This window comes from Novispirillum itersonii (assembly GCF_014205675.1).
Lineage (GTDB): Bacteria > Pseudomonadota > Alphaproteobacteria > Rhodospirillales > Rhodospirillaceae > Novispirillum > Novispirillum itersonii_A.
This window is the reverse complement of record NZ_JACIIX010000035.1, coordinates 1-4515: the sequence shown is the minus strand read 5'-3', so window position 1 is coordinate 4515 and position 4515 is coordinate 1. Positions and strand designations below refer to the sequence as shown.

Annotated in this window: 8 protein-coding genes; 7 read left to right on the top strand and 1 reads right to left on the bottom strand. The window is 54.8% G+C overall.

All coding sequences use genetic code 11. The features are described from left to right. The 5 genes from FHS48_RS19965 to FHS48_RS19810 all read left to right on the top strand — a co-directional run. On the top strand, nt 1–379 hold a 379-nt coding region (locus tag FHS48_RS19965), incomplete at its 5' end, for a hypothetical protein (RefSeq protein ID WP_221443626.1). Between the two features lie 441 nt (nt 380–820). After that, the gene (locus FHS48_RS19825) at nt 821–1684 is read left to right on the top strand and encodes a replication initiation protein (RefSeq protein WP_184266730.1); all 864 of its coding nucleotides are present in this window, start codon (nt 821–823) and stop codon (nt 1682–1684) included. A 44-nt stretch (nt 1685–1728) separates the two neighbouring features. Then, the gene (locus FHS48_RS19820) at nt 1729–1947 is read left to right on the top strand and encodes an antitoxin MazE family protein (RefSeq protein ID WP_184266727.1); all 219 of its coding nucleotides are present in this window, start codon (nt 1729–1731) and stop codon (nt 1945–1947) included. Next, the gene (locus FHS48_RS19815; protein WP_184266724.1) at nt 1944–2267 is read left to right on the top strand and encodes a type II toxin-antitoxin system PemK/MazF family toxin; all 324 of its coding nucleotides are present in this window, start codon (nt 1944–1946) and stop codon (nt 2265–2267) included. Before FHS48_RS19820 ends, FHS48_RS19815 begins: the two co-directional genes overlap by 4 nt. A gap of 207 nt (nt 2268–2474) precedes the next feature. Beyond that, nucleotides 2475–2816 carry a hypothetical protein gene (locus tag FHS48_RS19810; protein ID WP_184266721.1) on the top strand — a complete coding sequence of 114 codons (342 nt, stop codon included), beginning with the start codon at nt 2475–2477 and terminating at the stop codon, nt 2814–2816. A 104-nt stretch (nt 2817–2920) separates the two neighbouring features. On the opposite strand, the gene mobQ is transcribed toward FHS48_RS19810, so the two are convergent. After that, complete coding sequence (gene mobQ, locus FHS48_RS19805; RefSeq protein ID WP_221443625.1) at nt 2921–3862, bottom strand: MobQ family relaxase; 942 nt, start codon at nt 3860–3862, stop codon at nt 2921–2923. Nucleotides 3863–4074: 212 nt separating this feature from the next. On the opposite strand from mobQ, the gene FHS48_RS19800 reads away from it, so the two are divergent. Both FHS48_RS19800 and FHS48_RS19960 read left to right on the top strand, forming a co-directional pair. Continuing rightward, nucleotides 4075–4323, top strand: a complete 249-nt coding sequence (locus tag FHS48_RS19800; protein ID WP_184266718.1) for a mobilization protein — start codon at nt 4075–4077, stop codon at nt 4321–4323. Continuing rightward, nucleotides 4320–4515: hypothetical protein (locus tag FHS48_RS19960; RefSeq protein ID WP_221443624.1), on the top strand; the 196-nt coding region annotated here is incomplete at its 3' end. The genes FHS48_RS19800 and FHS48_RS19960, both read left to right, overlap by 4 nt.

The following is a 4515-nucleotide window of genomic DNA, read 5'->3' as shown; positions in this document are numbered from 1 at the left end:
ACAGGCCGAAACAGGGGCACGGAACGGCGCAATCTACGCCCTTGGAAGCCTGCCGGAGGCTACACGCGCCTTGCAAGCCGCCATATCAGACATCAAGGCGGCAACGGGTACTATAAAAAACGCCGCTGAAGGGGGGCTAGATGCGCGCAAGGCTCTTGGACGATGGAAGGTGGCAGCAATAGCCATAGCGGCTCTCCTGAGCCTTCTGGCGGCCTTTACAGGAGGTATTTCAATGGCGGGGATACTTTCCCGTACTTATCCCGCCCTTGTTACCCTTGTCGTTCCACCGAAGGTTTTAACCCACACAGACTGCACGGAACAGAATGGGCTGATTGGAGAGCAGAGCGGAAAATCCTACTGCTCCATCTGGTTCAAGTGAAGCGTAGTCGGTTTCAGACGCTCGATCCCTGCCAAGCCAATGAGGCCGGCTGCATGCCGGCCTTCCCGGCAGCGCCTTTAGGCGCGGTACGCCGGGTCTGTATCTTCAAACGCGCGGCCTACGCGCGTTTCCTAGGTTTTATATATGTTTGTTTTTGTATTGGTATTTCAGGATGACGTATCTGCCATCCTCCCTGTGGATAACTCGCGCCGGGGATTCTTTTGTTTTAGGATTCTAGGATTCAGGGCTTTTAACCCCTTAAAAAACATACTGAATAGGCTTCTGATCCCGAGTTCTTGGGGGCTCTATCCCGAGTTCTTGGGGGCTCGACCCTGACTTTTTGGGGGCTCTATCCCGAGTTCTTGGGGGCATCCCGAGCCGAGCTTGATAGTAAGCTCGGCTCGGTTTATCGTATGTAACTCCCACGACAGGTGCGTACAAATGCCAGAAGACAAGCCCTTGCCGAAAATAGGCCGGACCATGCGGGCCGCCCACAAAGCCGCGAAGGATGATGCTGGTCAAGTCGTCAAAGCTGGTGAGCTGATACAGGCACATTTCCCTAAAGGCGTTTCTCCAAGCCTTACAGCCCGTCGGGTTCTTGCTCTGATGATGGGGGCTGCCGCTGGTGATGGCTGGCAAAAGCAAACCCACAGGATCACGAAGAGAGATATCCGGCAGGCACACAAAGGGAATGAACGCATTGAGCAAATCCTGGATGAGGTCGCCGGTATCCGTCTGACTCTGGAAGGGATCAGCAGCAGAGGCCATCCGGCCCGCATCCGAGGCGCTCTAGTCCGGATCATCGAAGAAACCAGCGAAGATGACACCTCATGGATTGAGTTTGATTTCTATGATGACGTGAGGCGGCTACTGGGAGCATCCGACGTTTACGCCACCTTGAACCGGGCCGCACTGTTGGCCTTCCGGTCGAAATACACTGTCACCCTATACGAATTGGGTTGCCTGCTCTCCGGTCGGAGAGATCCAACACAAACTTTCACAGTCGCAGACCTCCGTCGGAAACTCGGCGTAGAGGACGCAAAATACAGAGACTGGACAGATTTAAAACGGTTTGTTCTTAATATTGCTATGAATGAAATAAATCAACTTTCTCATTTTTCCATGACCTTTCAAGAACAAAGAAAAGGACGTGCTGTTACCGCCGTAACCCTCGGCTTTTGGCAGAAAGACGAGGAGGGCGTAATGGCTGCTGCGAGAGAGTTAAACCGCCCAAAAGTGGGGCGGAAAGCCCGCAGAGCAGGTACTACTGAAACCCTCGTCCAACTGAACATTGAGGACTTCTAATCTTCCTGAAGAACTGTTACATGTAACAATTAGGGAGAAACATCATGCCAACACCAGTTGCCGAACGTGTTCAAAAGCGCCGGGCCGCTTTGCGGGCTGCCGGGCTGCGGCCTATCCAGATTTGGGTTCCTGACACTCGCCGCCCCGGCTTTGCCGATGAGTGCCGCCGTCAGGCTCAAACAGTGGCTCAAGCCGATAGCCATGATCGTGAGATGATGGACTTTCTGGATGCCGCCCTTCTCGATCTGGATGATGAGACATGAGGCGTGGTGATCTGGTGACGGTTGCTTTGCCGGGAGACTTCGGAAAGCCACGGCCTGCCTTGGTGATTCAGTCCGATCAGTTTGCAGATACCGCAACGGTATCCGTGCTTTTGCTGTCCAGCACTCTTGTTGATGCGCCATTGGTCCGGCTGAACATTGAACCGAACTCAATCAATAGCTTACGTAAGACATCACAGGTCATGATCGACAAAATCATGACTGTGAAGCGCGACAAGCTCGGTGAACCCTTTGGACATCTGGATGATGAGAGCATGGTAGCCGTGAACCGAGCCTTAGCCCTGTTCCTTGGCTTCGCTTAATCCATCCAACTCAAGACTCTTTCGCAACTCCCTGCAAAGCACAGGACTGAAGACAATTGATCGAATGATTCAATCAAGCAATCTTTCCGACAAGCGAAAGGTTACTTGAGATTATCGCTTGAGTTAGTCTGAGGTCGATATATCCTGCGGCTGATAATGACCGGATAGGTCGCTCAAAAATAGGAAATCCGGACAGGGTAACCGATAATGGAAAATTCGCAGGTTCAGGCTTCAGTTAGTCCAATTACAATTTTGTGGGGAATTGCTTCGGTTGTATTGGCTATTCTAGTACTTGTTTTTTCCAAAACCGGTCCAATCGCACAGGCTGGTTTTTTATGGAAAGTATTAGGATTTATCGTTGCTGTCCCATGCGGAGCATTTGGCGCTCTTATAGGTGACATGCTGAGACGATTTGTAATTCCTGACGCCGTATTCACGACCGGTGGTTTTTTTGAATTATTAAAGACAAAGCTCTTTTGGATGATTGGACCACAAACAATTGGTCTATTCATTGGCGTTTTTCTTGGTTTTTCAATAGTGTTGCATTGAATAATTATCTTGCTCGTGAAGTGCGACAAGCTTGGTAAAGCCTTTGGGCATCTAGATTAGTCGCCGTGAACCAGCCCGGCCTTAGCCCTGCTCCATGGCTTCGCTTAAAGTCCCCGACCGAACCCCGGCCCGGGGATTTTTTTTAGCCCCTGCGTCCGAACCTTTTCCTGCTGGCGTTCTCGCTGTAGTTTTTCAGCGGCTTCCCGGAGCCGGTCAGTTTGGGACCGCTCCTGAGCCAAGGCAGCTCCTGCGGCGCGCAGCCGGTTAAGTCCGTTAGCGGCTTCCTTGGCCACTGCTGCGGCTCGCTCTAGCACCTGACGTGCCTGAGACAGTGCCAGATTAGCTACTGCCACAAGACGGTTGATTCCCCCTCTCTCTGTCTGGCCCCCTCGCCGTTCCATCGCTGCGGCTGCTGGTCCCAAGTGGACAGTTGGCGCAACCTCAACCCCACGCCGCTCATGGCTTCGGTGGTCCACTCGCTCGGCCACCATGGCCCGCTCTAAGGCTGCGTTGGCGATTTCCGCCCACTTCGCACGGACTTCTTCTACCGCCCCGCTCTGCCGGTCGTCCAGGACGCGGGTTTTCTCCACCAGCCCCTCCGCCCTGACCACCCGCGTGGTGGTCAGTATGTGGGCATGGTGGTTCCTCTGGTCCCCCTCCCCACCGGGGGCGTGGATGGCGATGTCGGCCACAACGCCAAACCGTTCGGTCAACCAGACCCCGAAGGCCCGTGCTGCTTGCTGGCGCTGCTCGGCCGTCAACTCGGCAGGCAAGGCAATCTCGTACTCCCGTGCCGTGACGCTGTTCTTCCGTCGCTCGGCTGCCTCGGCGGCGTTCCACAGCGCCGCCCGGTCGTGGACCCATGCCGGGGCATCAGCGGGGGCCACGATCTCAATGTGTTCGACGCCCCGCTTACGGCGATAGTCGGACAACTCGCCGGTGCGCTCATCGGCCAGCATCTCGCCAGACCGATAGGCGGCAGCGGCGACAGCGGAACGCCCGCTGCTCCGGCTCACGGTCTTGATGCTGAGATGATAGATTGCCAAGACGCTTTTCCCTGTCGTCAAATGCGAAGCTGCGCGGAGGGCGAAGCCCGGAGAAGAGGTTCAGGATTTCCCTGACGCACGCAAACGAAGTTTGCATAAGTGCGCCCTTCTGGTTTCTCAGTGTTTTTATTCTGGTGGTATTTCCTCCGTCTCGCAAGGCTGCTTTCTGGGTGATAATTTACGACAAGGATGAGCAAATCAGAGACAGGCTGATGAACGAATTAGAGAAGGCTCAACGCCAATTTGAACAGGCCAAGGCGCGAGTGCAAAAGCTGAAGGCAAAGGCCCGTAGTGAAGACCGCAAACGCGACACACGCCGCAAGGTTATCCTCGGCGGCGTTTTATTGGCTGAGGCAAGGAAAACCCCGGGCATCAGGCAACGGGTCGAACAGTGGATTTCCAGCCTGCCGGAGAAAGACCGCTCAGCCTTCGAAGGCTGGAGCTTGGAGAGCGAGGTATGAGTGAAGACCCAATCCTCACAGAACTCCGGTCGGCGGCAGTCAATGCAAAAGCTGCTGCGGATGCAGCCCGGAGACTGGACCCCACAAGAATCAGCCAACAGGCCGAAACAGGGGCACGGAACGGCGCAATCTACGCCCTTGGAAGCCTGCCGGAGGCTACACGCGCCTTGCAAGCCGCCATATCAGACATCA